Raw genomic sequence first — 24,860 nt, 5'->3', positions numbered from 1 at the left:
GGTGCTTTTCTCGCCCGGTGGCTAACACAGGAGCAATGCGCGTTGAACCGCTTCCCGGCGCTCCAGCGGCCACCATCGATACTGACGGGGAGCGACTGCTGGCGGTGGCCGATTACCACGCCGGCATCGAAGCGGGGCTCAGATACGAGGGCGTCGAGCTCCAGTCGGCCGCCGCGGACCGTCGGGAGCGACTGCTTGAGTGTCTGCACCGCGCCCGTGCCGACCGGCTGGTCGTTGTCGGCGATCTGGGCCATGCTATTGGCGACCCGTTCGATGACGAGCGAAGTGAGCTCGAAACGCTGTTCGCCGCCCTCGACGTACCCGTGACGCTGGTAAAGGGGAACCACGACGGCGGGCTGGAGCCGGTTCTCTCGGAACTCGACGCTGATATCGAGGTGACGCCGGGGCACGGAACTCGTATCGGCGCTGTCGGGTTCGCTCACGGCCACACCTGGCCCGCGCCGGACGTGCTCGAAGCCGATGTCGTCTGTGTCGGCCACGAACACCCCGTCGTCCGACTCGAAGACAGCGTCGGCGGCGCACAGAAAGAGCGCGCCTGGCTCCGCGGCTCACTGTTGACTGCCCCCTTTTCCGAGCAGTTCGACCAGACGGTCGAGGACGCGCCTGATATCGTTGTTTTCCCCGCGTTTAACGACCGCTCAGGCGGGACGTGGGTCAACGTCGACGGGCAGACGTTCCTCGCTCCGTTCCTGCCCGAGGGGCTGGCAGACGCCGAGGCGTTCCTCCTCGATGGCACGCGGTTAGGGGCCTACCAACGGGTCTGAGCCGGGCGTCAGTCCCCACCTATGCTTCCGAGAGCGCCGTTTCGAGCTCGTCAACTAGCTCGGTGTTGCCGAGGAACGTGGGCGTCCGGTCGTGGATGCCGTCCGGTTCGACATCGAGTAACGACTGCGAACCATCGCTGGAAGCGCCACCGGCCGCCTCGACGAGGTATGCGAGCGGGGCCGATTCGAAGTGTACCCGGAGCTTGCCGTCTGGATACCCCGTCGTCGCCGGATACCCGAACAGCCCGCCGTACTCAAGCACCTGCGCCAGGTCGGCGACGGTCGCGCCGCCGTAGCGGAGCTTCAGGTCCCGCTCGAAGGACTGGGCGATGTCGTTGAATGCGTCACTGCGCTCGCCGGTCTTGCCCGCCAGCCCGACCACTGTCGCTTCCGGCGGGAGTTCGAACTGGCCCCAGCGCTCGCTGTGGCCGTCCCGAAGGAGGTGCTCCTGTACGACCTCACGGTCGGACCGTGCGATAGTCAGCGTTGTGTATGGGCCGTACAGCACCATCAGCGACGCGACCATGTCCCGGCCTGCCGCGGGCAGTTCAGCGTCGTAGACTCCGATTATCGTCCCCACGGAGTTGTTCGAGGCGAGGTTCGAGGAGCCATCGAGCGGGTCGATGGCGATGCTGTAGCCCTCACCGCAGTCGACCACGTCGCTACGCTCCTCGCTCGCGTACGCGCCGATACCGTCGATGTACGCGAGGGCGTCGAAAAACAGGTCGTCTGCCCACACGTCACCACCGACCTGTTGCTCCCCGCTTGGGTTCTCGCCGGCCGATCTGTTCGCGTAGTTCGCCAGATTCCCGCTGACATAATGCGCCGTATCCTTCACCGCCCGTTCGATCTCGTCGAGCGTGTTCACAGGCCATCACCGGCCGCAGTTACACAGGCGTCGGTCATGGTTCCATATATTCCGGGGCAGCGACATAAGGCTGTACCCGCTTCCCCACAACGCTCGCAGGCTGGGATTACTGACGGGGTACGAGAAGGGGTAACACAACGTGTTTAACCCGGTGTAGTCGCTAGTACGGGCGATGACTGACGGGGTCGCACGCGGCGATGACGCCTTCACTGCGCTCGGATCAGCCGTCCGCAGTGCGCTCTCCGAGCGTGGCTTCACGACACCGACCGACCCCCAGCGGAAGGCGATTCCGGCTCTAGCCGATGGCCGGGACGCGCTGGTGGTCGCTCCCACCGGCACCGGGAAGACGGAGACGGCGATGTTGCCGGTCTTCGACGCGCTGGCCGAATCTGAGGACCGCTTTGGCATCGGCGCGCTGTACATCACGCCATTGCGCGCGCTCAACCGCGATATGCGCCAGCGCCTCGACTGGTGGGGCGAAACGCTGGGGCTTGAGGTGGACGTGCGTCACGGCGATACGACCGACTACCAGCGCCAGAAGCAGGCCAACGACCCGCCGGACGTGCTCGTAACCACGCCCGAGACACTGCAGGCGATGCTCACCGGGTCGAAGCTCCGGACGGCGCTCGAAGACGTGGAACATATCGTCATCGACGAGGTCCACGAACTCGCCGCTTCTAAGCGGGGTGCACAGCTGACGGTCGGCCTCGAACGGCTCCGGGAACTGTCCGGGCGGTTCCAGCGAATCGGCCTCTCGGCGACTGTCGGTGACCCTCACGAGGTTGGCCGGTTTCTCACCGGTGGCCGGACGTGTGCTATCAGAGAAGTGGACATCGGTAGCCGGCTCGACATCGAGGTGGTCCGGCCACAGGTCACCGACCGCGACGAGGAGCTGTCGAGCGCGCTCGTCACTGACGCCAGCACCGCAAGCCACGTCCGCTACATCGCGGACCTGATAGACGACCACGAGTCGGTCCTGCTGTTTGTCAACACCCGTCAGACTGCCGAGGCGCTCGGTTCGCGATTCAAGGAGCTTGGAACCGACCTCGGCGTCCACCACGGGTCGCTGTCGAAAGAGGCCCGCATCGACGTGGAAGACCGCTTCAAAGCCGGCGATCTCGACGCGCTGCTGTGTACGTCCTCGATGGAACTGGGTATCGACGTGGGCCACGTCGACCACGTCGTCCAGTACGGCAGCCCGCGGCAGGTGTCCCGTCTCGTCCAGCGGGTCGGCCGTGCCGGTCATCGCCGCGACCTCGTATCCTCGGGTACGGTCGTCACCACCGACACCGACGACACGCTGGAGGCGCTGGCGATAGCGAGGCAGGCCGAAGACGGCGATGTCGAGCCGGCGGAAATCCACGACGGGAGCCTCGATACGGTCGCCAACCAGATCGCCGGGCTGGTGATGGACACCGGCGAGATTCGAGCGATGCGGGCCTTCGAGATACTGACCCGTGCGTACCCGTTCCGAGACCTCGACGAGGCCCAGTTCAAGCAAGTGGTCGAGGAACTCGCGGCCAACAACGTCATCTGGCTGGATGAGGGGAAAGACACACTGGAGAAGCGCCGCGGGACCTGGCAGTACTTCTATCAGAACCTCTCGATGATTCCAGACGAGGCCACCTACGACGTGGAAGACGTGGCTTCGGGCCAGCAGGTCGGAACCCTCGATGAGAAGTTCGTCGTCAACTTCGCCACACCCGGCGAGGTGTTCGTCCAGCGCGGGGAGATGTGGCGCATCACGAACATCGACGACGAAGAAGAGGTCGTGACCGTCTCGCCCATCGAGGACCCCGCCGGTGAGGTCCCATCGTGGGTCGGTCAGGAAATTCCAGTCCCGAGAGCCGTCGCGGCGGAGGTCGGCGAACTCCGCCGTGTGGCTGGTCGGCAGTTACAGGACGGTGCGGAGACGAATGCAGTCGCCAGAGATGTCGCGACCCGCTACGCCGCTGGCCCCGAAACCGTCGCCGACGGTCTCTCACAGGTCGAGAAACACGAAGGACCGATTCCCGACGACACGACTATTCTGGTGGAGTTCCACGGCCGGGAAGTCATCGTCAACGCCTGCTACGGCCACAAGATCAACGAGACACTGGGACGTGTCCTTTCGGCACTGCTCGGCCAGCGGGCTGGCTCGTCGGTCGCGATGGACGTCGACCCCTACCGGATTACGCTGGAGGTCCCACGGCGTATCACCGCTGGGGACGTCATCGAAGTCATCGAGGACACCGACCCCGACCACCTCCCGGCGCTGATCGAACTCAGCCTCAAGAACGCCGATGCGCTGAAGTTCAAACTCGCACAGGTCGCGACGAAGTTCGGCTCGCTCAAGCGCTGGCGCGGCCGCGGGTCGACTGACTTCGGCCGCGACCGTCTCCTGGCAGCGCTGGAGGACACGCCGATGTACGACGAGGCGCTGCGCGAGGTGCGCCACGAGGACCTTGCTATCGAGGCCACGACCGACCTCCTCCGAGACATCCAGCGCGGCGACGTCGCGCTCGAAACCGTCGGCGAGCATACACCTATCGGGACCGGCGGCAATTCTTCCGGACGGGAACTTCTCTCCCCGGAGAACGCCGACGCGAGCGTCATCAAAACTGTCAAGGAGCGCATCCAGAGCGACCGCGTCATCCTCATGTGCCTGCACTGCAAGGACTGGGACCGGAAACAACAGGTCAAGCGGGTGCGCGACCAGCCGTCCTGTCCGGACTGTGGCTCGACCCGTATCGCCGCGCTGAATCCCTGGGCCGACGAAGTCGTCTCGGCGGTTCGGACTGACAACAAGGACGACGAACAGGAGAAGATGACCGAGCGGGCCTACCGCTCGGGCTCGCTGGTCCAGAGCCACGGGAAGCAAGCGGTGGTCGCGCTGGCCGCCCGCGGCGTCGGGCCGCACAACGCCGCCCGCATCATCAACCGCCTCCGAGAGGATGAAGACGAATTCTACCGAGATATCCTCCGGCAGGAGCGAGAGTACGCGCGGACGCAGTCGTTCTGGGGCTGAAAGTGTACCAGCGGTTTAGCTCAGTTCCCGAATCGCTTCCGCGAGCCGTGGCTCGATAGCAGCAGAATCGGGTCCGTCTATCGTGAGTTTTGTGTGTCGCTCGTCGGCGTCAGTCATCTCCGAGAGCAGCCCGGCGCTGCGGTCGACCTCCACGTACACCGTGAGCCCGCTGTCGTCAAACACCGGGATTATTTCGACCTCATCGACCTGCCCAGAGAACTCCCCGCGCTGGGGCCGGAACTCGAACTCCTGAACGAAGTTCGCCGAAGTGGTGAACAGACTCCCGGCTGTCGCCTCACAGGCCGAGGCGTGGAGCGAGAGGCCAAGCGAGTCGAGTGCGTCGAACACCGCTTGCAGGCGGTGGGTGGGTTCGACCTCGATGTAATCCTCGTCGCCGGGGTCGACCGCCATGGAGATGTCAAGACCAGTCTCGATTTCGACAGCGGTCGAGCGCGTGGTCACCGGCGTCTCCCGGGGAATGTCAATCGTGGTCTCGAAGCGACGTTCCTCGTCGGCCCCGATGGTGAACGGCTCGGTGAGTTGCCACTGGTCGACGATAGCATCTTTATATCCCTCGTCGGACTTGTACTCGGTTTCCAGCGCGAAGTAGACCGCGTCGATTTCCTGCTCGGTCGATCCGCCCTCGACGTGAATTTCGGCCGGTACAGATTCACCGGCTCTGACCGTCGCTGTCGGCAGCACTGTGTCGACCGTGGCCGACCCGATGCCGATTCTGGAAAGCACATCTTTCATTGGTGTTGTGCAATTGAGCCATCATATGGTATAAAGTTCAGGGCGTATCGGGATGAACTAATTATCCGTTGACGGATACGGGTACTGCTGCGTGTGGCGGCCGGTCAGTACAGTCCAGCGCACAGGGCCGTCGGTACCGACCGGCATCGGCGACAGTTGTTCACTCGATTAAGTATCAAGGGCATCGTGACCGAGTATGACAAGCCCCGCTATGTTGTTATCCAGGTCAGTCAGGGAGTGAACGCGGAACTCGTATGGCCGTCGCTGACCGCTGTCGAGTCGCAGGCTCGCCGTGACAGTCGTTCGGCCGGTACGGAGTGCGTCGTCAATCGCGTCAGTCATCGTCTCCCGCTCGTCGTCGGGGAACAGGTCAGTAATCGACGTTCCGACTGCCGTCTGTTCGGTGTGCCCAGTAACCTCGAGTGCACGGCGGTTACAGTGCTTGAGGCTGCCATGAGTATCGGTAACGAACAGTGGCTCATCGAGCGTATCAAGCGCTTGTTGAATGACGACCCGTTCTTCGCGTAACTTCTGCTCACGGGCATACCGTTCGGTAATGTCGGTAAACGCGACGACGAGTTGCTCGACCTCACCGTCTCTGGTGATCGGCGTGGTATTGACCTCGTGGACGACATCGCCGACTGGATGGGTAAGTGTTACAGTGTATGAAATTGTCTCGCGCATGGCGACGCATTTCCGGTACGCGCCGGCGACCGCTCTGGCATTCTCGTCTCCGAGTGCCTCCCGGGGAGTCTTACCGATGAGTTCCGACTCTGCAAGTCCTGTAAACTCCGAAACCCGTGAGTTGCACCGCCGGAAGCGAAACCCGTCTTGCTCGACATCAACGAGCAGGAGTCCGTTCCGCGCGTTCTCGAATACGGCGGCGTACTCCTCTTTCGTCTCGCGTAGCTGCTTTTCTGAATGATAGCGCGTGACAGCATTGTCAATACGGTTGGCCAGCAGTTCGTACTGATCGGTTCCGGATTGTTTCTGTAGGTAGTCGGTTGCGCCGGCAGAGATTGCATCACTTGCAATCTCTTCGCTTCCTCGGCCAGTAAACAGGATGAACGGGAGTTTGGAGTGTTCCGCTCGGACGGCCTGTAAAAATTCGAGTCCGTCTGTACCGGGCATTTCGAAGTCGGAAACAATGCAGTCAGGGGAGAAATCGTCGAGTAGCTGTAGCCCCTCTGTCGCGCTTGCGGCAGTCTTCACGCTGAACCGGCTGTCCTTGCGTTCAAGGAGGTCGGCGGTCAGACTGGTGAGGCCTTTGTCGTCATCAACATGTAGAATGTCAACTCCCCCCATATGGGCGGGTAGGGCTGTACTAAATTATTTCTTTCTATCATCTGACGCACACTCACGGCCCGGAAAGCCACCGCAACGACTGCGTATTCTTCTGTATTGGTCGTGCTATGCCGTGGCTCAGTATCAGGGCACCTACCGACAAAATCCTACTAATTTGATACTATCCGGGTCACTCAAACCGCTCGGGGCACAAGGGGCGGCATGACCGAGTGGCGTGACGCGTCGGCCCCCGCCTGTCCAGAGTGTGGCGAGTCACTGGAACCCACAGCGATGGCCTGTCCACACTGTGATACGTCGCTGCTCACCGACGAACAAGCCGAAATGCTCGATGAGCGTCTGACTGAGACGCTGGAGTCGATGGATTCCGGTGCGCCGACGTGGGCAGTCACGCTCACCGGCCTCTCGCTTGGCATCGCCATTGCGCCGCTCGTGCTGTATGCCGTCGTCATCCTCGTCGGTGATCTCTCAGTTCCCGTGGCCATCGGCGTCCTGCTTGCTGGCTGGCTCTGCCCGGCCGCGTATCTCTCTCGGCTCCGCAACCCCAGCGAGGTGCTGGCTCGCGGGCTGTACCTCGTCGTCGCCGGCGTTGCCGTCGTCGTGCTTGTAGTGGGCTATGAAGTCCTCCTGTCGGACGGCCCATCAGTCGTCTCCGAGCAGACCGCGCTCGTGTCGCTTGGCCTGGCGATTCCGGCGGCGCTGGGAGCACTCATCGCACGCCGTGCGGCCCGACGGGCTGACCGGCAGGCCCGTGGGGAGCCGGGACCGCTACACGAGCGCTTCGATATCGACGGCGACGAGCCCGATAACTGAAAACGCCTAAGCGGGCCGCCTGCATCCACCCGTCCATGCGACTGGAGGAGTACTGGGGCATCGGCCCGAAGACGTCCGATCTGCTCACCGAGGAGCTGGGCGTCGAGCGGGCCATAGAGGCCATCGAGTCGGCGGACACACGAGCGCTAACCACGGCCGGCCTCTCTCGGGGGCGCGCGACGCGCATCCTCCGGCGGGCGACCGGGGCCGAGTCGATGGACCTGCTCGCCACCAGAGACACCCGCGACGTGTACAAGGAGCTGCTCGACCTCGCCGAGGAGTACGCGGTCACCGAGGACGCGGCCGACAGCATCCGCGTGCTGACGCCGCTGCCGACCCGCGAGGCGATGGACGAGCGGCTGGACGACGTGCTCGAAGCGCGGGACACGTGGGCCGGCCTCAGCGAGAGTGACCAGCGGGCCGTCCTCGATGCGTTCGACGCCTACGACGCCGACGGCGGCGAACTGGCCGCAGTCGACGTGGCGCTCGCACTTCGTGAGACCGGTATCGAGAGCGGCGTGTTCGAGCCGCTGGCAGCCCTCGACGGCGAGTCACTGTCGGCCGGCCGGGCAGCGCTTGCCGGGCTCGCGGGCGACGGCGAATCAGTCGGCGAGGGAGCCGACGAGGAACTCGACCGGCTGCGTGACCAGCTCGGGCAAATCGAAGACCTCGCGGCCGCCTCGATGGAGGTCGTCGAGGCCGTCCAGGAGGGGGCGCGGCGGCCCGACGAGTTTCAGGACGCACTGGTACGCCACGTCACGAGCGAAACGGGGATCGACGCCGCCAGAGTTCGGGACGCGATGCCCCGTGAAGCGACCGACGCCCGTGATTTCGTCGACGTGGCGCTTCGGGAACTCCGAAGCACGCTGCGAAGCGACGTACAGGAGCGGGAACAGGCGGTCGCTGGCCGGCTGGAAGATGACCTCGCCGATGCCCGCGAGGACATCGACGCCGCAATCGAAGCAGTGGACGACATCGCGTTTTCGGTGTCGCTTGCCCGCTTCGCCATCGCGTTCGACCTGACCCGGCCTACCTTCGTCGAGGACCGCAAGACTATCGCAGTGAAACGAGCCCGGAACCTCACCATTGCGGACGTAGAGAGCGTCCAGCCGGTCACCTACGCTATCGGCGACCACACGCTCGATCTCGACCGGGCGAACCAACCACCGAGTGGCGACCGGGTAGCCGTCCTGACCGGCGCGAACTCCGGCGGGAAGACGACCCTGCTGGAGACGCTGTGTCAGGTGCAACTGCTCGCCCAGATGGGGCTGCCGGTCCCCGCAGAGGCCGCCGAGGTGGGCATCGTCGACACCGTCGTGTTCCACCGCCGGCACGCGTCGTTCAACGCCGGCGTCCTCGAATCGACGCTACGTTCGGTCGTTCCACCGCTGACCGAGAGCGACCGGACGCTGATGCTCGTCGACGAGTTCGAGGCCATCACCGAACCCGGCTCCGCCGCCGACCTCCTTCATGGGCTGGTGACGCTGACCGTCGACCGCGACGCCTTGGGCGTGTTCGTCACGCACCTCGCGGACGACCTCGAACCGCTGCCGACGGAGGCCCGCGTCGACGGCATCTTCGCCGAAGGGCTGAATCAGGACCTCGACCTGCAGGTCGACTATCAGCCACGGTTTGGCACTGTCGGGAAGTCCACGCCTGAGTTCATCGTCTCCCGTCTCGTCGCCAACGCGAGCGACCCCGTCGAGCGGAGCGGGTTCGAGACGCTCGCCACGGCCGTCGGCGAGGAAGCGGTCCAGCGGACGCTGTCGGACGCGCTCTGGACCGACGAGTAGCGTTACGCCGTGCCGGCGGTTGCCTGCACTTTGCCCTCGACTGCCTCGGCGACGTTGTACAGAAGCTGTCGGACCTCCCGCCGGTTGTACCACCTGATGAGCGGCGCGAGGAGGAACTCCGGGAGTGGCCCCGGGACCTCGTAGTCGGCCGCGTAGGTGAGTCGCGTGCCGCCACGTTCCGGTTCGAATCGCCAGGCGATCCGCCCCGTCAGATCGCCGCTCATCTCGTACACGATTCGTTCGGGCGGCTCGTACGTCGATGCGCGAACCTCGCCGGTGAGTGTGACTCCGAACATCGCGTACTCGTAGGCGGCGCGGTTCCCGCCGTTTGGCAGGCGCTCGATGCGGTCGGCACGGGTCAGGCTTGGCGTGACAGCCGCCTGGTTTGCCGGCTCGTCCATGAACGCAAACACCGTCTCGACTGGCGCATCGAGCCACTGGTCGTCGGACGTATGAACGGTCATACGTACAGCTTCGCGCCCCAGTGGCTTACAGGCTGGGCCACACAGTGACAAGAGAATGGGTGACAACGGAGAGCTACTACAACCGGGACCGGCGGCTACAGCCGCCGGGTGCGGCCTGACTGTTCTCGGCTCTTCGAGTCGCGTCGCCGTCTGTCGATGACAGTGGCGAGGTGTATTCGGTGCATGGTGTGGACTTTCCGGCTGTGCCGGACAGGTCGCTCACTATTTCGGGAAGGCAGGAGACGGGTTGGTGGGCTTCGCTTACGCGTCACCGGCCACGTCGACGCGGTTGACCGCCATCACGCCGAACCCCTCTTGGAGGAGTTCGCTGCGGCCATCGGCGGTGTTGCGCTCATCGTCGGCCTGCAGCGTGAGCGATACATCAGCGTCGACCCGGATGTCGGTCCAGGTGGGCCGGACACTTGTCACGCGGTCAACGGCCACGTCTTCGACGCCGTCGACGGCCGCGAGGACGTCGGCGACACCGGCTTCGAGGGTCTCGGACCCGCCACGCGGGACGCGCAGTGATACGTCGGCCGATACCTCGGTCGGGGGGGTCGCCTGCAGCGACATAACGCCGACGGCCGGAGTCGAACCGAACCCGGAGGGCACTCACCAATCGAGTCGCGTCGGCTGGGGACTGCGCGGGGTGTGGCGGGCGCGTACGTCCGGCCCAGAACGGCCGGTAGCGGATTCTCACACCGGGATGATGGGGAACCCGAAGGCTGGACAGCGAGATAGCTATGTAGTACAGTACAGGCTCAGGGCCGGGCGATGGCACGCCGACAGGCCACACCGGGCGGTGCAGGCCTCGCAGACGGAACAGCCAAGCGGTGGGTAGAGTTCCACCGCTCGACAGTGAGCCCAGTCGAATCGCCGCCGCAGTGCGGCGTCCGTGAGTGGGACGCCGGTCCCACGGCGGCGAACCAGTCTATGGTGCCACGGGCGGAATTTTCACCGAGCGGGTGTCCGCGGTGGCCCGTTCCCCAATAAGGGGTGCATACCCGACCGTAGCGTTGCAGCTACGTTCGATGGCCGACCGCCCGCTGTATAGCCAGCGAGCGAACGACGTTGGCGCGGGAACGGGAATTGCGTAGGTCATGGGTCACCACGTCGGTGAAAGCGACGTATATACGTCCAGAACCGGTGATATATTAAATCTGTTTCAGACATGATACCAAATAACACTCACCAGCGGATACTGAGACGGACGCAATCGACAGCACGACATCAGTCGGCCGCTTTCGGCTGCTTGGGGGTGGCCGGTTCATCAGGATTCGCCGCGCCGTGGGCGACTGTTCCCGCCAGCGTCCGCGTAGAGTTCCCCACGACAAGCAGGCTGCTGGCCGTCATCGCCAGGGCCGCAAACAGTGGGTTCAGGACACCAAGCAGCGCGAGCGGGAGCGCAACGGCGTTGTAACAGAACGCCCACGCGAGGTTCTGGCGGACCCGCGTGCGGGTCGCGGCCGTCACCGCGAACACGTCCGGGACGGCGCGCAGGTCGTCCGTCGTCACGACCGCGTCGGCCGCATCGGCGGCCAGTGATGTGCCCGATGCCATAGCGATACCCACGTCAGCAGCCGCGAGCGCCGGGGCGTCGTTGCTGCCGTCGCCGACCATCGCGACGGTCCCGCGGGACTGCAGCCGCTCGACGACCTCGGCCTTTGCCTCCGGCGGGACGCCAGCGAACACCTCGTCGACACCCTCATGCCGCTCGAAGGGCGTCGCGGCTTCGGGGCGGTCACCGGTGATGACGACGACCTCGCGGTCACGGGCGAGCGTCGAAACGACCGACTCCCAGTGCGAGCGGAGCCTGTCGCCCGCAACAAGTACGTCTCGCGCTTCGCCGTCCCACCCGACGAGTGCCGGGACGCGCCCGTTCTCGGTGGCACGCTCACACCGGGCCCGGAGGTCGGCGGGCACACCGAACCCGAGGTCGTCGAACAGCGCCCGGGTCCCGACAACGACCCGTTCCCCGTCGACAGTCGCACTGACGCCCTGTCCCGGGTGTTGCTCGAACCCGGAGACGGCCGCGTCCGGGACCCGGACAGCGTCCGTCACCGCTTCGGCGACGGGATGCTCCGCGAACTGCTCGACTGCGGCCGCGCGGGCCATCGCCCCGTCGCCGGCCCGCTCCAGCAGTTCCATCTCGCCGGTCGTCAGTGTGCCCGTTTTGTCGAATGCGACCACGTCCGCGTCGGTCGCCGTCTCGAACACCGCGTCACCGGTGACAACGGTTCCGCCATCCAGCGCCCGACGGATGCCGGCCGCAGTCGCCAGCGGCGTCGCCAGCCCTAGCGCGCAGGGACAGGAGACCACGAGTACCGCCAGTCCGGTCAACATCGCGTCCGTTGGTGTCGCTCCAGCAGCGAGGTGCCCGCCGGTGGCGAGCACGGCAAGCACGACCACCAGCGGGACGAAGACGGCGGCGATGCGGTCGACCAGCCGCTGGACGCCGCCGCGCGTGCTCTGTACCTCCCACAGCAGGTTCGTGAGTCGGTCGACGGTGCTCTCAGCGTCGGGTCCAACGCGGGCGACGATACCGCCCTGTGTCACGAGTGACCCGCCGATGACCGCGTCGCCGTCCGTCTTCCTGACAGCCAGCGATTCGCCGGTGACGAGCGACTCGTCGACAGCCGCAGTCCCCTCGACGACGGTTCCATCGACTGGGATTCGCTCGCCAGACCGGATGACGACATCGTCGCCAGCCGACAGCGCTCCGACGTCGACTTCCTCGTGGCCCCCGTCGGTTCGTCGGCGTGCGCTATCGGCCCGCTGTGTCGTGAACTCCGTGAGCCGGTCCAGCGCGGCCCGCCGGACGCGGTCCTGATAGTAGTCGCCGACCGAGACGGCCATGACGATGACCGTCGCCACGTCGAAGTACACCTCTGTATGTCCCAAGATGACAGCGACGACGCTGTATAAGAAGGCAGTCACGGCAGCCATCGCCACCAGCAGATCCATGTTCGGCCGACCGGCCCGGAGGCTGACGTAGGCCCCGCGAAGCAACGGCCACCCGGTGTAGCCGACCACGACGCCGGTCATCACGGCCATATTCCACAGCAGGTAATCGCCCGCCTGCCCGCTCGGGTCGAACAGCAACAGCGACGGATCGATGTCGAGGTAGGCCGGGTACAGAAAGAGGATGTACCACAGCATGGTCATCATCCCGAAGAAGCCGCCGACGATGAGACGGCCTTCCAGTTCGTACTCGTCGTCGGTCTCCGTAGCCTGCAAACTGGTGTCGTAGCCGGTGCCGGCCACCGCGTCCATGAGGTCCGACTCGGAAAGCGCGTCGGCGTCGTAGGTGAGTTTCATCGTCCCCGTTGGGTAACTGGCGGCCGCGGCAGCGACGCCGTCGTGGTCCGTGGCCCGCGCTTCGAGAAATGTCTCGCAGGTCGCACAGTGCATCCCGTCGACAGAGAGAAACGCGGTCTCGCCATCGGCCTCGTCCGGGTCGGGTCCAGTATCGGCCGCGTCGCGGGTCTCCGTCGCCGGGTCGTCGAGCGTTCTGGCAACTTCCAGACAGCCCCGACAGCAGAACGTCCCTTCGACCGCGTCGTCAGTGACCGGCGTCTCGACCGGTAGATCACAGAGCGTGCAGTGAGTCATGTCCAGGGCATCGGCAGGGGTGGTTTCGGGATGGCGATGCCAAACGCCGCCAGCCCGTTCGACAGCGGGACGAGCGCCAGCGCGATGAAAACGACGCCGAGCGCCCGGTGCAGCGTTGCGCGATGGCCCGGCGACAGCGTCCCGAAGGCGGTCCCGTAGGCGAACACCAGCGGAAACGTCCCGAGGCCGAGCGCGGCCAGCGAGAGGCCGCCGGTGAGCGCGGAGCCAGTCGCGAACGCGTACAGGAACGCCGGATAGAGCAGCGGGCAGGGGAGCAGCCCGTGCATCGCACCCAGCGCGACCATTCCCGGCCCGTCGACCCACTGGTCGACCTTAGCGACGAGCGACGCAGAGAGTCGCTGGAAAAGGTCCCCGACCAACGGTAGCGACCGGGCCACGTCGACGGCCTGCCCACGCGAGAGATACCCGATACCGACGACGATGATAGCGAGGCCGACGAAGACCCCGACAGCACCCCGGACAGCGGTTCCGAGGCGTGCTAACCCGGCGACGTCGTACAGGACGCCACCGAGAGCGCCCAGCACCGTTCCCACGAGCGCATAACTCAGCGTCCGGCCGGCGTTGAACAGCGCGTGCTGCCGTATTTCGTGGCCAGACACCGGCCCGCCGTCGTCGAGTCTGTCGGCGTAGGTGGTGACTAACGGCCCGCACATCCCGAGGCAGTGGACGCTGCCGACGAGGCCCAGCCCGACGAAGGCCGCGAGGCCGGCCGTCTCACCGGAACTCAGTCCCGCCGTCCCAAACTGCATATCAGACGGTGCTCGACTCGGTCGGTTTTGTCATCAAGAACAGGCTGCCGGCGATGATGACGACGCTGGTCAGCGAGAGTGCGACGATGGAGCGTCCGGTTCCCTGCATGTAGTACGCGACCGGCGCGAGCCCGAGCAGCGCCAGCAACGTCATGAGCCGAGGGCTTGAGGCAGACATATCTGGCCGTACGTTAGAGGGATTATAAAAAGAAATGGGTCGTTCCTGCTGTCTGAAAACGACATTAGGGCTTTTTTATGTGATACACAGTCCACCCAGATATGGTACGGCACGAAGCTGGAAGCAGTCAGCGGCCGGATTCGCACGTCGCGGTGGGGGTGCGACGATGGCGCTGAGTCGGCGACAGTTCGTCGGTGCCGCGGCCGGGACAGCGGCGCTGGCCGCGACCGGCACCGCGACAGCACAGGACGAACCGGACTACGGCGGCTGGTTCGACGACGTCTCGAACTACGACGGGACCGTCGACAAGCGAGGCCAAGACACCGTTACGATTACCGTCGGCGCACAGGGGAACAACGGCGCGTTCGCCTTCGACCCGCCGGCAGTGATGGTCAGTCCGGGAACAGAGGTCGTCTGGGAGTGGAACGGCGAAGGCGGCGGCCACAACGTCGTCTCGGACGGCGACGGGCCGCTTGACTCCGGCGACCCGGTCAGCGAGGCCGGAACGACCTACAGCCACACCTTCGAGTCGGAGGGGATGTTCAAATACGTCTGTGTTCCCCACGAAGCACTCGGGATGAAAGGCGCGGTCGTCGTTCGACCCGGTGACGGTGGCGGAAGCTCCGGTGACGGTGGCTCCGGGGGCCAACAGCAGCAAGGCCCGCCGGAAAACCCTGACTACGGCGGCTGGTTCGACGACGTCTCGAACTACGACGGGACGACAGTCGACAGAACCGACGCCGATAGCGTCGAGATAACGGTCGGCGCACAGGGGAACAACGGCGCGTTCGCCTTCGACCCGCCGGCTGTCCGAGTGACGCCCGGGACCGAAGTGACATGGTCCTGGACTGGTGAGGGCGGCGGCCACAACGTCGTTTCAGACGGCGACGGCCCGCTCAACTCGGGTGACCCAGTCAGCGAAGCTGGAACCACCTACAGCCATACCTTCGAAGAGATGGGCGTGTACAAGTACGTCTGTACGCCCCACGCATCGCTCGGCATGAAGGGTGCCGTCGTTGTCGGTGGCCCACTTGATGGCGGCAGTGGCGGCAGTGGCGGCGGAAGCGGACAGGAGGGGAGCGGTATCGAACTCTCCGGTCCGCAGTGGCTCCTCTCGGGCTCTGTCCTGCTGGCGTTCTTCTCGCCGCTGTTGTTCGCAGCCGCGATGCGACGCCGTCAGACCGGGCGGCCGCCACAGACGGGTTCGGGTGGCGAGTTGCGGCGGGCGACCGGCCCGGAACCGGTCGAAGAGGCCGCGGAAACTGAACCGGCTGTCGAGCTGGGTCACGACGAGTACGACCCGAAGGGGACGGCGGCGCTGGTCGCGTTCTACTTCGTGTTGATCGGCCTGTTGTGGGTGTTCATGTACTTCGTCGAGTTCCTCGGCCGCGTCTCAATAATCGGGTGATATCATGCAGGTTCATAGATTCGAAAAAGTCTGGCTCGGTGCAGCGATACTGCTCATCGTCGGGTTCATCGCGACCATCGCCTACGGCTCGGTCGGCGTTGGCGTCGGGATGGTCGGCGATTCGGGCGGACAGATCAGCGCAGAGGCGGTACAGAACAGTAACACTGGCACCCAGTTCGACGACCCCGGTGTCGTCAAAGAGGACGGGCAGTACGTCGTGTACGTCGTCGCCCGGCAGTTCCAGTTCTCCCCCGGAACTGGGGACACACCGATCCGCGTACCCGCGGGTGAGAACGTCACGTTCAGAGTAACCAGTGCCGACGTGGTTCACGGGTTCTCCGTGGTCGAGACCAACATCAACACGATGGTCATTCCCGGGCAGGTCTCCGAAGTCTCGGCCCGGTTCAACGAGCCCGGAACCTACGGGCTAATCTGTCACGAATACTGCGGGGCGGCCCATCACACGATGGGTGGCTCCGTCGAAGTCGTCCCGCCGGAGGAGTACGATATGCAGCAAGAGAATATCGACCAGTCCGCAGATGACGCACAGGCTCAGGAGGGGGCGGATCAGTAATGGTGTTCGTCGACTCCTATCCGAAAACGTCGAAGCTCGTCCGTAGCGAGTTCCTCGTCTCGTTCATCGCGCTCGGAATCGGTGCGCTGTTCGGCGTCATCCAGGCGCTCCATCGGACCGGCGTGTTCCGGGGCTTCGTCAGTTCAGCCGACTACTACACGATTCTGACGGGCCACGGCGTCCTGCTGGCGCTCGTGTTTACCACGTTCTTCATCGCGGGACTGTTCACGTGGGCTGTCGCTAACAGTCTCGAACGCGAGCTGCCACAGCGCATCGCCTGGTCGGCCTTCTGGATAATGCTCACGGGGACGGTGCTCGCAGCCGTGTCCATTATCGGCGGCATCGTCGGTTCGCCGTCGATTCTGGGTCACGACCTCGAAGCGGACGTGTTGTTTACCTTCTACGCCCCGATGAAGGCGCATCCGGCGTTCTACATCGGCGCTGCGCTCATTATCGTCGGTTCGTGGGTCGCCGGCCTTGCCTACTTCAAGTCCCTGTGGGACTGGCGCTCGGAGAACCCCGGTGAGCGCATTCCCCTGCAGACGTTCATGGTCCTGACGACGATGCTGATGTGGTACGTGTCCACCATCGGCGTCGCCGTCGAGGTCGTCGCCTTCCTCATTCCGTGGTCGCTGGGCCTCATCCAGAACGTCGACCCGCTGCTGACGCGGACGCTGTTCTGGTACTTCGGCCACCCGGTGGTGTACTTCTGGCTCATGCCGGCGTACCTCGTCTGGTACACGATTCTGCCGAAGCTGGCCGGTGGGCGGCTGTTCAGTGACCCGCTGGCTCGCGTGGTCTTCGTCGCCTTCCTGCTGCTTTCGACCCCGGTCGGCTTCCACCACCAGTACACCGACCCCGGTATTCCGTCGGGGTACAAGTTCATCGCGATGACGAACACGATGTTCCTCCTGTTGCCCTCGCTGTTGACCGCGTTCACCGTGGTTGCCTCGGTTGAACACGGGGCTCGCCAGCGGGGTGCAAAGGGCTACCTCTCCTGGCTTCGAAATCTGCCGTGGGGCAAACCGGCCTTCGCCGGCTGTATGCTCGCCGGGCTGATGTTCGCCGCCGGTGGCTTCTCCGGCATGATAAACGCCGGGATGAACATCAACTACCTCATCCACAACACCATCTGGGTGCCCGGCCACTTCCACCTCACTGTCGGGACTGCGTTCGCACTGACGGCGATGGCTATCAGCTACTGGCTGGTTCCACAGATCACCGGGAAGAAACTGAAACAGCGGAGCCTCGCTTCAGTTCAGCCGTACGTCTGGTTCGTGGGCATGGCGATAATGTCGAACGCCATGCACCGGGCTGGCCTCGCCGGCATCCCGCGACGGACTGCCGAGCCGACGTACGACGAGTTCGCGTTCGAGGGCGTCGCCGGAACGGTCGGCGAAATGCGAATCCAGATCGCTATCGGCGGCTTCCTGCTGTTTGTCGGTGCGGCGATGTTCCTCATCGTCATGGCCGACACGCTGCTCGCTCGCCGTGGCGGGACGCTGTCGGTCAACAGCAACATCCCGGAGCCACTGTCCGGCGCAGATCACAGCCCACGTATCCTCGACAACTACAAGCTCTGGACGGCGATTGCACTGCTACTCATCGTCATCGCCTACGGGCCGCCACTCGCCAGCATGGTCGCTGACGGCCTGTTCGCGCCCGGTAGCCCACCGATCCCGGTCTAACACCACTTCACCACTCTTTTATCATGTTCGAAGACGTCGACGGTCCGGAGCAGAAAACGCTGCTACGACTCCTCATCATCGCCGGAATCGGCATCCCGATCCTCATCGAAGTCGTTACCTTCGGGAGTATGATGGGGCATCACTTGATGGGAGACACCGGGGATGAGGCGGTCCCTGAAACGCCGACAGCGGCAGAAGCCGGGGCCGGCGTGGGTGACCCGATTCTGGAATCCGCGGCTGTCTCGGCCCGCATCGATGCCGGGTCTGTCGTCACCGCTGACGAGGGGTGGCGGTTCACGCTCACAGTGAACGTGACTAACACCGGGTCAGACCCCGCAGCGGTCCGTCTCGACAGCGTCACGACCCGCAACGGCGAGACGATTGAGGGAGCCGCAACCACCGGACAGCTGTCAGTGGAGGAAACTGACGACGTAACCAAGTCGTGGCTACTGCCCCCCGGCGAACGACCGGACACCGTCTCTGTCACGGTGCTAACGTATCCGGACGGGGGGTCGGTACAATCGACGCAATACACCGTTGCGCTCGGTGATATCCCCGTTTCGAACCGCTGACCGCCTCACCCGTCCACGGAGTCGCCACAGGACGGGCAGGTGTTCGCGTCAGACGAGAGCGATTCGCCGCATTCGCTACAGTACGACTGGTCGGCGTCGCGGCCGCCCGGCGTGAACACGGACGTATCGTCCATCCATGCCTCGTCTGTCGCCGAGTCAGCCTCATCCGTATCGTCCCTTCCGGCTGTCTCCGGGTCCGTGTCTGTACTACTGTCGTCGGCTGCTGTCTCTGGGTCTGTGTCGGCGTCCGACGGCTGGGCGTTACCCTGTACTGATTCGTGAGCCGCCGGTTCCGCCGCCGGAGCTTCGTCAGGCGAAAACACTCGTGTCCCGGTGTGTCCCGGTGGCTCCGCGTCACTGTCAGCGTCTTCGGTTTCGCTTCCGTCCCCACTCGTACCGGAATCCAGTGTGGCGTCGACAGCCCGTTCGGTAGCTGTACTTTCGTCGCCGTTCTGGGCCACCCCGACCGGTGGCATGATCGGGAACCGCTGGTCCGGACGGCGCTGCGGGTTCGAAAGCGGCGCGCGGATTCTGACGGCAGTTCCAGCGAGCAGTTGAACGAAGAGGTACGCGCTCGCCAGCACGCCGGGGACGGCGATGGAGAGTTGTGTGGCTTGAGACAGCCCGACGCCCAACAACTGGAGCGCTGTCTCAGCTAAAGGACTGACGCCGGCCCGGGTCGGCCACGGAGAGAGCGCCGACAAAACGCCGGCTGCAGTGCCCATCTGGAGTACCACCCCAGCACTGAGGGAGACCGCACTCACACACACAAGCAGCGACAGGAACGGGGGGACCGAAAGTGTGTACACACGGTGGCCGTAAGCGACGGTCCGGACGACCAGATGCACTGTTCCGAACAGTGCAACCACCGTGAGCGGGCGTCGCTGACCGAGAATGAGACTCACCAGCAGGCAGCCAAGGAGCACGCTGCCGGGGATAGCGAGCAACAGGCTCGGATGGTCCAGCCGATACGCGTCGGCAAGGTTCCCGTAGCTGTTCCGGAGTCGTCGGTTGACGAGCACGACAGCGGCCAGTGACGGACCGACGAGCCAGAGACCGGCAGCAAGCACAGTTCGTAGCGAGACGGTTTGACCGCCAAGTGTCGCGAGAACAGTTCGTTCGAGCGCCGGGAACTGCGCCAACAGCAGCCCCGTCGCGAGTACCCAGCCACCGTAGACGACCCATGCCAGGGCCACGCCGACAAACAGCCAGGTTTCAGTTCGCAGTAGTGCAGCGGACTCGCGGAGTTCCAACCCCAGTCGACCACGCTCCATCAGCCTGATGTTTCCCGACCGACCGCTTAACTGTGGGTGGTCACGCCGCCCGAATTCTCATCGTGACGACGCCCGAGAGCTCGAGTTCATCGCCCGGGTGGATCGGTTCCCGGTCGCCTTTCTTCAGCTGGGTCTCGTTCAGCCGCGTCGGGTTGTCTCCAAGATCGACCAGATAGTACCCATCCGGTTGGCGGTCGAACCGGACGTGTTCGCGATGGATCCGCACCGCTTCGTCCTCCGGTCGCCCGGCATCCAGTAGCGCCGCCCGAATCTCCCGACCGATGCGGTCCCCGTCTTCGACGGTGATGTCTCGACCCTCGACAGAGAGAACGAGTTTGTCCGGTGCCGTGGTGTCGTCGGTGGACTGTGACGCGAGTGTGTCGACGGCGTTGTCCGTGACTGCCGACTCACGCTCTGTGTCGTCGACAGTCGACGACCCCGCTGTCGAATCAGCCGTCGGCGTGTCGCTCTCACTGCGGTGTGCGTCTAGATCCTCTCCACAGTTGACGCAGAAGCTGGCGTCGTCATCGACAGCGGTGTCACAGGACGGGCACGCGTCAAGCGAACCGTCGTCTCCCGGTGTGATGTCCTGTACGTCGGCACCGCAGGCGACACAGAAATTCGCGTCGGCATCGAGTTCCTGCTCACAGTCCGGGCAGGTAATCGTCGCTGCATCGTCGTCTGTCTCCGGGGTTTCGCTGGCGGTCTCGGTCTCCCCGCTTGAGTCTCTGCTGGACTGGTCGGGAGTGTCATCGGGCTCGGTGGGTTCTCTCTCGGCGTTCTGCGCAGCCCCGTTTTCCGCCGCAGCGTCGGCGTCGGCTTCGGCTTCGGTTTCCGTCGCTGTTTCCGCCGTCCCCACCGTCTCGTCGTCGGCCTCGGCTGCCCCAGTATCCGAAGCCTCATCCACTGATTCCTCGTCGTCGCTATCGTCGTCGCTGTCGTCGCCGGTGTGAGCGTCGGGTGTGTCGGGTTCGTCGCTGGCCTCCGCCGGTCGGCCGTCCGACGGTTCCGCTTGATCTGTCCCCTCCGGTATCAGGTCGGCGTCGTCCGGCACGCCACTGTCGGTGTCAAAATCAGCGGCACTTTCGTCGGTGTGTTGCCACTCGCCACAGTCCGGGTTTGTGCACCACCCGCCCGCGACTGTCGGATCAAAGTCCTCGTCGCATATGGGGCATTTTACCGTGCGGTCGGATTCAGGCATGGGTTTCGTTAGGCTCTACAGAGTGGAGAAATAAAATACTTGTCCCACGAAACTTTCCCTCTACTCGTCTGTCATAATGACGGTATCGCGTTCGGAGATATCGAGGTCAGGATCGATATCTCGAACTGGCATACCACCGCTTTCTGGCGTTTTCGGGAGCGCGCTGTCGGCGAACAGGAGCACGGAGATGTTGTCTTTCCCGCCACGGTCGTTTGCCAGTGACACGAACTCCTGACTCGCCGCGTCGAGGGACGCTGCATCGAGGACCACGTCACGAATCTCGTCGTCGGTGACGGCCGCTTCGCGGATGCGCTCGGCCACTGAATCGGCGTGGTCCGAATCGACGTACTCCTCGTACAGCTCCGGCGCGTCGGTCTGTGCGTCGATGAGTCCGTCGCTGGTCGCCAACACCGTGTCTTCTGCGTACAGTCTGACCGTTCGCGTGTCCACCCCAACAGTCGCCTCGTCGGGGTCCTCGTAGCCGGACCCGCCCAGCGCGCGGGTGATTTCGTTCCCGTTGGGGTGGACGTGCGCCTCCACGGGGTCGATTTCGTCGCTGTCGACCCACTCCTGAACGACGGCGTGGTCTCTGGTCAGCGGCGAAATCGTCTCGCGGGCACTGTTGACGACGTAGGCCCGGCTATCGCCGACCCAGCCATAATGGAGCTTGCCGTCGGCGTAAATCCCCGCGACGACCGTCGTGTATGATTGGGTTCCGGTCTTGTTTGCATACCGGATGATATCGCGGTGAGCCGCGGTAATCGCCTCTGCAACGGCGGTTTCGAGCTCTTGCTCACCGGGCGGGTCTGGCAGAACATCACGGGCCACATCGACATCGAAGCCTCCGGGATAGCTACGGGCCGTCCGGATTGCCACGGGAGCAAGCTGTTCAGCCACGATAGTCGTCGTGATATACGACGCGATGTCGCCGGCGTCGTGTCCCCCGGCGCCGTCGGCAACCACGAACACGCCGGCCGAACGGTTCATCGGCTGTCCGGGACTGTCAGTGTCGGACGCAGCCGTATCGTCAGCCGTGTCCGTGTCGTCATCGGTGTCTGTCGCCCCGGTATCGGATGGTTCGTCTGTCGCCTCCGCTGTCTCGTCGCCGTCCGCTGTGGCCGGCTTCTGTTGCGGTCTGTCCTGCCCGCGGTAGCCGTCCCGGTGGCCCTCCTCGAACACTGTCAGAGAAACGCTGTCCTCGTTGATACCCTGTCCTCGCTTCCTGTCGCCGATGTCGTAGTTCGTGCTGTATCTCATGACTCCTCCGGATGGAACTCGAACGTGACCCCGTAGGTCGGATGGACCAGCGACACCAGATCGCCGTCGGTGAGTGTCACCGATTCGGGGGGAACGTCGCCGTGTCTGTCGGTCGGGTCCTCGCCTTCAGAACGCAGTCGGTTGCGTCCGGGTTCGGAGAGGACCCGCTGCCAGCCGGCCCCTTTCTGGACGAACGTCCCGTTGAGGCTCCGGTCGTGGAGGGCCCACTCGCCGTCCTCGATATCGAACTGTACCTGCACCGAGGAGATGTACTCTCCCTGTGGGTCCTCGATGGTTATCGATGCCGGGGGACCGCTCGCTCCCTGTCGCCCGATAGTGTCACCCGGTTCGACAGTGAACTGCCTGTCCGCCTGAATGTACGTCACTGACGCCGTCGCGGGTGGCGTCGGGTCGCGCCGTTCGAGGACCTCTTTGAGGACCGTCGCGTTCCGGTATCGGTCGCGGTAGTGTGACTGCGTGGCCCGTTCGACGATTTCAGCCAGATACTCGTCACAGTCGGCTCCGAACGCCTGCGGGTTCACGCCGTCTTTCTTCGGGACGCTCCCTTTGAGCAGGAACAGAAGTATCTTCCCGATGGAGTACACGTCTGACCACGGTCCCTGTCGAACGTCTGTTCTGCTGGCCTCGGCTACCTCGCGGGGTTTGAACGGCCCCAGAATCGTCGTCCCGGTGTTCCCGGAGGACGGGTCCTCGGTGGCATCGAATCCCGTCGCCGTGTTGAAATCGATCAGCGTGGGCGTGATATCGGGCGTAAGCATCACGTTCTCCGGTTTCAGGTCCCGGTAGACGATCTCGTTCTCGTGGAGAAAGCCCATCGCATCACAGAGGTCGATGCCGATCTGACGGACCTGCTCACTGTCGTCGATTGGGCCGTGCTGGTCGATGACCTCGTCGAGTTCGATCCCGTCGACGATCAACTGGACGACCAGAAACGGAACGTCACGCTCCGTGACCTGGTCGTAGTAGTCCATCACGTTCTCGTGGCCGCCCGCCCGACGAATTCGCTCCAGCGAGTCGACCTCCTTTTTGAAGTACTCCTCGATGATGTCGGGGTCGTTCTGGGACTCGGTGTAATTGGGGTATTTGACGGCGACCGCCTCACCCGTCTTGGTGTCCCGTGCACGGAACGCTTTGGCGAATCCCCCCTTGCCGAGGAACTCCTCGAGTTCGTACTGGCCGGCGATGACATCACCGCTCTCGGGTTCCCAGTTCATGACTCACCCGTTTCTCCGGCCGGTAGCGTCCCTGCTGACAGCACAGATCAGGGCAGTCACTTCTGGATACCCTCGTCAGTGACGATTTTCGTCGCCTTGTTCTGCTCCTTGCGCCCACCCTCCATCACGATACGCGTCTCCCGCTCTGCTGTCTGGACAGCTTCGGTATCCTCTCCGTGAATGCGCGTCATCCGCTCCAGTTGCGTCTGTGCTTCGGCGACGTTGCCCTTGCCGAGTTCCGTCTTGATGACCGTCTGGCGGTGGTCCACGTCGACCTGTTCGTTGTGTTCGGCCAGCTTCGCCTCGTCGTCGGTGTAATCGACGGTGACTGACTCCCGCGTCGTCTCGCCGCCGGCGTGCAGCGTGACATCGGCCAGCGACACCGAGTTCTGGGGGTCGTTGGCAGGTGCGTGTATCTTCAGCACGACTCGCTGAGTCTCCCGCTCGAGGAGGTCGGGCAGCGGTACGACAGCCGCGTTGTTCTCCCAGTCGGGGCTCACGGACTGGGTCTGTGGGAGTGAGCGGTACACTTCGCTCACCTCGACGCCGTCGGCCACGTCAAGTTCGAGACGGGCGTCGGGAGCGACAACGGTCCCGGCCTCCTCGACCGCGTCGCCGAAGAACGACTCGATGTCACCGGCGGCGTCCAGATGTGTCCACTCACCGCGGGCAACGGTACCGAGCGTCCGAATCGTCTCCTCCCGGTAGTCGCTCCCGATACCGGCTGCCTTGATTCTGATACCTTCAGTGTCGATTTCGCGTGCTAGCGTCCCGAATGCTTCCGGGTCGTGGGAGTTGTCCTTCCCGTCAGAGAGGAGCAGGACCCGCCGAGCAGTGTTGTCGTCGGTCGGTAGGTCCTGCAGGGATGCCTTCGCTTCCAGCAGGCCACTGTACATGTCAGTTCCCCCACCGGCTGAGATGTCAGCGACCGCGTCCACTGCCGTTTCACGCGAAATAGTTCCCCACCGCGTTGGCGCAAGCACCGTCGTGACCTCGTTGTCGAAGGCGATAATCGAGATGTAGTCGTCCTCGTCGAGGAGTCCGAACACCCACTCAGCGCCGGCTCGGGCCTGCTCAATGTCGTCGCCGGCCATCGACCCACTGGCGTCGATACAGAGGGCAATCTGTCGCGTGGGTGGTTCCTCCAACCGTCCGGGCTCGACTTCGATTTCAGCGGTCAGTTTCGCCCCGCCCGTCGGCACGTAGGGTCGGTTGACCTCGCTCACGACAGTAGCGGTCATACTGGTAGATGGGTCGTACGGAGTAATTATATGTTTCCCTCAAATCGAGGGAAAAAAGTTCCACA

At 64.2% G+C, this 24,860-nt stretch carries 21 protein-coding genes; 8 read left to right on the top strand and 13 right to left on the bottom strand.

Annotated elements, in window-relative coordinates; all coding sequences use genetic code 11:
• Positions 1-35: 35 nt before the first annotated feature.
• A complete protein-coding gene (locus C437_RS03700) occupies positions 36-785 on the top strand; it encodes a metallophosphoesterase (RefSeq protein ID WP_004515538.1) in 750 nt (249 codons plus the stop codon).
• A 19-nt stretch (positions 786-804) separates the two neighbouring features.
• Here the strand turns inward: C437_RS03700 and C437_RS03695 are convergent, their stop codons facing one another.
• Complete coding sequence (locus C437_RS03695; RefSeq protein WP_004515537.1) at positions 805-1,653, bottom strand: class 1 fructose-bisphosphatase; 849 nt, start codon at positions 1,651-1,653, stop codon at positions 805-807.
• A gap of 172 nt (positions 1,654-1,825) precedes the next feature.
• Between C437_RS03695 and C437_RS03690 the strand changes: the two genes are divergently transcribed.
• Positions 1,826-4,660, top strand: coding sequence for a DEAD/DEAH box helicase (locus tag C437_RS03690; protein ID WP_004515536.1), 2,835 nt, complete (start codon positions 1,826-1,828; stop codon positions 4,658-4,660).
• A 15-nt stretch (positions 4,661-4,675) separates the two neighbouring features.
• On the opposite strand, the gene C437_RS03685 is transcribed toward C437_RS03690, so the two are convergent.
• Together C437_RS03685 and C437_RS03680 are read right to left on the bottom strand one after the other, a co-directional pair.
• Positions 4,676-5,413 (bottom strand): sporulation protein, encoded by a 738-nt coding sequence (locus C437_RS03685; RefSeq protein WP_004515535.1) that lies wholly within the window; start codon positions 5,411-5,413, stop codon positions 4,676-4,678.
• A gap of 168 nt (positions 5,414-5,581) precedes the next feature.
• Positions 5,582-6,718, bottom strand: a complete 1,137-nt coding sequence (locus C437_RS03680) for a PAS domain-containing response regulator (protein WP_004515534.1) — start codon at positions 6,716-6,718, stop codon at positions 5,582-5,584.
• A gap of 201 nt (positions 6,719-6,919) precedes the next feature.
• Between C437_RS03680 and C437_RS03675 the strand changes: the two genes are divergently transcribed.
• Entirely contained in the window at positions 6,920-7,528 is a 609-nt protein-coding gene (locus C437_RS03675) for a zinc ribbon domain-containing protein (RefSeq protein ID WP_004515533.1), read from the top strand.
• Positions 7,529-7,563: 35 nt separating this feature from the next.
• Positions 7,564-9,321, top strand: a complete 1,758-nt coding sequence (locus C437_RS03670) for a MutS-related protein (protein WP_004515532.1) — start codon at positions 7,564-7,566, stop codon at positions 9,319-9,321.
• Between the two features lie 2 nt (positions 9,322-9,323).
• On the opposite strand, the gene C437_RS03665 is transcribed toward C437_RS03670, so the two are convergent.
• The 5 genes from C437_RS03665 to C437_RS20305 all read right to left on the bottom strand — a co-directional run bounded on the left by C437_RS03665 (position 9,324) and on the right by C437_RS20305 (position 14,345).
• A complete protein-coding gene (locus C437_RS03665) occupies positions 9,324-9,785 on the bottom strand; it encodes an SRPBCC family protein (protein WP_004515531.1) in 462 nt (153 codons plus the stop codon).
• 261 nt (positions 9,786-10,046) lie between these two features.
• Positions 10,047-10,358, bottom strand: coding sequence for a hypothetical protein (locus tag C437_RS03660; protein ID WP_004515530.1), 312 nt, complete (start codon positions 10,356-10,358; stop codon positions 10,047-10,049).
• 657 nt (positions 10,359-11,015) lie between these two features.
• The gene (locus C437_RS03655) at positions 11,016-13,397 is read right to left on the bottom strand and encodes a heavy metal translocating P-type ATPase (RefSeq protein ID WP_004515529.1); all 2,382 of its coding nucleotides are present in this window, start codon (positions 13,395-13,397) and stop codon (positions 11,016-11,018) included.
• A complete protein-coding gene (locus tag C437_RS03650; RefSeq protein WP_004515528.1) occupies positions 13,394-14,167 on the bottom strand; it encodes a sulfite exporter TauE/SafE family protein in 774 nt (257 codons plus the stop codon). Before C437_RS03650 ends, C437_RS03655 begins: the two co-directional genes overlap by 4 nt.
• A gap of 1 nt (position 14,168) precedes the next feature.
• Entirely contained in the window at positions 14,169-14,345 is a 177-nt protein-coding gene (locus tag C437_RS20305; RefSeq protein WP_160163008.1) for a hypothetical protein, read from the bottom strand.
• Between the two features lie 166 nt (positions 14,346-14,511).
• On the opposite strand from C437_RS20305, the gene C437_RS03645 reads away from it, so the two are divergent.
• The 4 genes from C437_RS03645 to C437_RS03630 are packed head-to-tail and all read left to right on the top strand — an operon-like array spanning position 14,512 to position 18,587.
• Positions 14,512-15,753, top strand: coding sequence for a halocyanin domain-containing protein (locus C437_RS03645; RefSeq protein WP_004515526.1), 1,242 nt, complete (start codon positions 14,512-14,514; stop codon positions 15,751-15,753).
• Between the two features lie 4 nt (positions 15,754-15,757).
• On the top strand, positions 15,758-16,327 hold the full coding sequence (locus tag C437_RS03640; RefSeq protein WP_004515525.1) for a cytochrome c oxidase subunit II: 570 nt from the start codon (positions 15,758-15,760) through the stop codon (positions 16,325-16,327).
• Entirely contained in the window at positions 16,327-18,015 is a 1,689-nt protein-coding gene (locus C437_RS03635; protein WP_004515524.1) for a b(o/a)3-type cytochrome-c oxidase subunit 1, read from the top strand. The genes C437_RS03640 and C437_RS03635 overlap by 1 nt, the downstream gene beginning before the upstream one ends.
• Positions 18,016-18,038: 23 nt before the next feature.
• Entirely contained in the window at positions 18,039-18,587 is a 549-nt protein-coding gene (locus C437_RS03630) for a hypothetical protein (protein ID WP_004515523.1), read from the top strand.
• 5 nt (positions 18,588-18,592) lie between these two features.
• On the opposite strand, the gene C437_RS03625 is transcribed toward C437_RS03630, so the two are convergent.
• Genes C437_RS03625 through C437_RS03605 form a run of 5 tightly spaced genes read right to left on the bottom strand, consistent with a single transcriptional unit; the run spans position 18,593 to position 24,795 of the window.
• Positions 18,593-19,861: a zinc-ribbon domain-containing protein gene (locus C437_RS03625; RefSeq protein ID WP_004515522.1), complete on the bottom strand. Its 1,269-nt coding sequence runs from the start codon at positions 19,859-19,861 to the stop codon at positions 18,593-18,595.
• 40 nt (positions 19,862-19,901) lie between these two features.
• Positions 19,902-21,062 (bottom strand): double zinc ribbon domain-containing protein, encoded by a 1,161-nt coding sequence (locus C437_RS03620; RefSeq protein ID WP_004515521.1) that lies wholly within the window; start codon positions 21,060-21,062, stop codon positions 19,902-19,904.
• A gap of 60 nt (positions 21,063-21,122) precedes the next feature.
• A complete protein-coding gene (locus tag C437_RS03615; protein WP_004515520.1) occupies positions 21,123-22,319 on the bottom strand; it encodes a PP2C family protein-serine/threonine phosphatase in 1,197 nt (398 codons plus the stop codon).
• The gene (locus C437_RS03610) at positions 22,316-23,554 is read right to left on the bottom strand and encodes a serine/threonine protein kinase (RefSeq protein WP_004515519.1); all 1,239 of its coding nucleotides are present in this window, start codon (positions 23,552-23,554) and stop codon (positions 22,316-22,318) included. The genes C437_RS03615 and C437_RS03610 overlap by 4 nt, the downstream gene beginning before the upstream one ends.
• Positions 23,555-23,610: 56 nt before the next feature.
• Entirely contained in the window at positions 23,611-24,795 is a 1,185-nt protein-coding gene (locus C437_RS03605) for a vWA domain-containing protein (protein WP_004515518.1), read from the bottom strand.
• Positions 24,796-24,860: the final 65 nt, after the last annotated feature.

Source organism: Haloarcula vallismortis ATCC 29715 (assembly GCF_000337775.1).
Taxonomy (GTDB): Archaea; Halobacteriota; Halobacteria; order Halobacteriales; family Haloarculaceae; genus Haloarcula; species Haloarcula vallismortis.
This window is presented reverse-complemented; position numbering and strand designations above follow the sequence as displayed.

Excerpts from the sequence above, each read along its gene's own strand:
- C437_RS03670 (WP_004515532.1), top strand. The coding sequence starts at position 7,564 with ATGCGACTGGAGGAGTACTGGGGCATCGGCCCGAAGACGTCCGATCTG.
- C437_RS20305 (WP_160163008.1), bottom strand. The coding sequence starts at position 14,345 with ATGTCTGCCTCAAGCCCTCGGCTCATGACGTTGCTGGCGCTGCTCGGG.
- C437_RS03660 (WP_004515530.1), bottom strand. The coding sequence starts at position 10,358 with ATGTCGCTGCAGGCGACCCCCCCGACCGAGGTATCGGCCGACGTATCA.
- C437_RS03625 (WP_004515522.1), bottom strand. The coding sequence starts at position 19,861 with ATGGAGCGTGGTCGACTGGGGTTGGAACTCCGCGAGTCCGCTGCACTA.
- C437_RS03620 (WP_004515521.1), bottom strand. The coding sequence starts at position 21,062 with ATGCCTGAATCCGACCGCACGGTAAAATGCCCCATATGCGACGAGGAC.
- C437_RS03635 (WP_004515524.1), top strand. The coding sequence starts at position 16,327 with ATGGTGTTCGTCGACTCCTATCCGAAAACGTCGAAGCTCGTCCGTAGC.
- C437_RS03615 (WP_004515520.1), bottom strand. The coding sequence starts at position 22,319 with ATGAGATACAGCACGAACTACGACATCGGCGACAGGAAGCGAGGACAG.
- C437_RS03655 (WP_004515529.1), bottom strand. The coding sequence starts at position 13,397 with ATGACTCACTGCACGCTCTGTGATCTACCGGTCGAGACGCCGGTCACT.
- C437_RS03605 (WP_004515518.1), bottom strand. The coding sequence starts at position 24,795 with ATGACCGCTACTGTCGTGAGCGAGGTCAACCGACCCTACGTGCCGACG.
- C437_RS03685 (WP_004515535.1), bottom strand. The coding sequence starts at position 5,413 with ATGAAAGATGTGCTTTCCAGAATCGGCATCGGGTCGGCCACGGTCGAC.
- C437_RS03680 (WP_004515534.1), bottom strand. The coding sequence starts at position 6,718 with ATGGGGGGAGTTGACATTCTACATGTTGATGACGACAAAGGCCTCACC.
- C437_RS03675 (WP_004515533.1), top strand. The coding sequence starts at position 6,920 with ATGACCGAGTGGCGTGACGCGTCGGCCCCCGCCTGTCCAGAGTGTGGC.
- C437_RS03665 (WP_004515531.1), bottom strand. The coding sequence starts at position 9,785 with ATGACCGTTCATACGTCCGACGACCAGTGGCTCGATGCGCCAGTCGAG.
- C437_RS03650 (WP_004515528.1), bottom strand. The coding sequence starts at position 14,167 with ATGCAGTTTGGGACGGCGGGACTGAGTTCCGGTGAGACGGCCGGCCTC.
- C437_RS03690 (WP_004515536.1), top strand. The coding sequence starts at position 1,826 with ATGACTGACGGGGTCGCACGCGGCGATGACGCCTTCACTGCGCTCGGA.
- C437_RS03645 (WP_004515526.1), top strand. The coding sequence starts at position 14,512 with ATGGCGCTGAGTCGGCGACAGTTCGTCGGTGCCGCGGCCGGGACAGCG.
- C437_RS03700 (WP_004515538.1), top strand. The coding sequence starts at position 36 with ATGCGCGTTGAACCGCTTCCCGGCGCTCCAGCGGCCACCATCGATACT.
- C437_RS03640 (WP_004515525.1), top strand. The coding sequence starts at position 15,758 with ATGCAGGTTCATAGATTCGAAAAAGTCTGGCTCGGTGCAGCGATACTG.
- C437_RS03610 (WP_004515519.1), bottom strand. The coding sequence starts at position 23,554 with ATGAACTGGGAACCCGAGAGCGGTGATGTCATCGCCGGCCAGTACGAA.
- C437_RS03630 (WP_004515523.1), top strand. The coding sequence starts at position 18,039 with ATGTTCGAAGACGTCGACGGTCCGGAGCAGAAAACGCTGCTACGACTC.